This window comes from Streptomyces nanshensis (assembly GCF_001751255.1).
GTDB lineage: Bacteria > Actinomycetota > Actinomycetes > Streptomycetales > Streptomycetaceae > Streptomyces > Streptomyces nanshensis_A.
In genome coordinates this window covers 1-2,203 of sequence record NZ_LJGW01000583.1, presented here as the reverse complement: position 1 = coordinate 2,203, position 2,203 = coordinate 1, and the positions used below count along the sequence as shown (strand labels likewise).

At 76.5% G+C, this 2,203-nt stretch carries 1 protein-coding gene; it reads left to right on the top strand.

Going from position 1 to position 2,203, the window contains the following annotated elements; all coding sequences use genetic code 11:
* Positions 1-8: 8 nt before the first annotated feature.
* A complete protein-coding gene (locus AN218_RS29930; protein ID WP_079132737.1) occupies positions 9-2,063 on the top strand; it encodes a glycoside hydrolase family 31 protein in 2,055 nt (684 codons plus the stop codon).
* Positions 2,064-2,203 lie beyond the last annotated feature (140 nt).

Below are 2,203 nucleotides of genomic sequence, written 5' to 3'. Positions count from 1 at the left end.
GTGCGGCCCTGGACGCGCGGACCGGGCCGGGCGGCGGCGTGATCCGCTTCGCGCGCTCGTCGCTGTCGGTGCGTGTGGCGGTGGGCGGCGCCGTCTTCCTCGGCTGGGACGGCGCGGAGCCCTCGCCGTCGTACGCCCTGCCCGGCGCCGCACCCGAGCCGGACGTCCGCGCGGTGCTGGAGCCCGACAAGGACGGCGGCTGGCGGGTCGTCTCGGAACGGCTGCTGGTGACCGTCTCCCGGCACGGCACCGTCGAACTGCGCACGCCGGGCGGTGAGTTGCTGCGCCGGGATCTGCCGCCGCGCTGGTGGGAGCCCTCGGGTGAGCAGCCCTCGGACGGTGCGCGGGACGGCGCCGGCGCCGGGAAGCGTGGCCGGGAGGAGAGTGGCCGGGAGCAGCGGCCGTCGCGGCCGGGACGCTGGATGCACCGTTCCCACGTCCCCGCCGACGCACGGTTCTTCGGCCTCGGCGGCCGTACGTGCGGGCCCCGGCTGCCGAGCGGCTCGTACCGGCTGCACGAGAGCGGCCGTGCGCCGGGCGGTGACGCGGAAGGCGGCGGCCGTGGCGCCCGTGCGGACACCGGACGCGACCCTCACCAGGGCACGCCGCACATCACCATGCCCGTGCAGCTCGTGGTCGCGGACGCCGGGACGCATCTGGTCTTCCACGACAATCCCCGCGAGGGACGGGTGACGCTCCGCGAGGGGGTGGAGGGCCGCGGGTCCGGACACGACAGGCCGGGCAGCAGCGAAATCCGCGTCACCGGCGGGCCGTTGCGCTACTGGGTGCTGGCCGGGCCGCCCGCGCGGGTGCTGCACGGGTGGGCGCGGCTGACGGGTGCGCCCGCGCTGCCGCCCGACTGGGCGCTGGGGCACCAGCATTCGGGGCGGCTGTTCCGCAGCGGGCAGCGGGTGCGGGAGGTCGCCGCGCAGTACCGGCTGCGTCAACTCCCGCTGCGCGCCCTGCATGTGGAGGGTGACGGCGGCCGTCCGATGCTCCGCGTCCTGCGGGGCGAGTGGGCGCGGCCGACCGGGCCGCCGCCGGACGCGGACGGTTCCGGTGACGGTTCCGGTGCTGGGTCGCGGGGCGACGGCGTACGGGTCGTATCGGCGGGCGCGGCACCGGAGTTCGCGCTGCGCCGCTCCGGCTGGGCGGGCATGCAGCGCGGGGGCGGCATGTGGCGCGACGAGGTGGCCACGGGCTGGGAGGGGCTGCGCGAGTCGATCTCGTTCGTGCTGGGGCTGGGACTGTGCGGTGTGCCGTACTCGGGGCCGGGGATCGGCGGGTCGACGGCCGCGCCCTCGCCGGAGCTGTATCTGCGCTGGTTCCAACTCGCCGCGTACTTCCCGCTGTTCCATGCGCACAGCGCCAAGGGGGCGGGGCCGCGGGAGCCTTGGGCCTTCGGCCCGGAGGTGCTGGCGGGCTGCTCGGCGGCGATGGCCGAACGGGAGCGGCTGCGCCCGTACTTCACGACGCTCGCCCATCTCGCGCACCGCACCGGGGCACCGTACGTCCGTCCGCTGTGGTGGCAGCATCCGCGCGAGCGCTCGCTGCGCGAGTGCGGTGACGCCTTTCTGCTGGGGGACGCGCTGCTGGTGGCGCCCGTGCTGGAGGAGGGCGCGCGGACGCGGCGGGTGCGGCTGCCGTTCGGCCGCTGGTACGACACGGTCACGGGCGCGTCGTACGAGGGGCCGGGCCAAGTCGTCCTGGACGCACCGCTGTCGAGGATTCCCGTGCTCGCGCGCGCCGGTGCCGCCGTGCCGGTGAGCGGTGCCGACGGCGGCATCGAGCTGGAGGTGTGGGCACCCGCTCCGGGCCGCCGGGGCAGGGGTCTGGTCATCCGCGACGCGGGCACTCCCGGCGATGCCGGATCGGGAACCGGGACGGGAGCAGAATCAGGAACGGGGACGGCAACCGGGCCCGGGGGCAAGGGAGTTGACGGCGGCGGCGCGCGGCGGTTCCCGCCCGCCGAGCGCTTCACGGTCGTGCACCGCGACGGCGCGACGGTGGTGACCCGTGAAGACGGTGCCGCCGCGGGCTACCCGGTGCGGCTGCGGAGCTGATAGACGAAGAGCCATGGCCGCTTTCCATGGATCGTTCAGGCGTACGTCCCTCACCACCGCGCTGCTGGCGCTCGCCGCCCTCGTGCCCGCGGCACCGGCCGCGTCGGCCGCGACCCCGCCGGGCACGCCGACGGCATCGG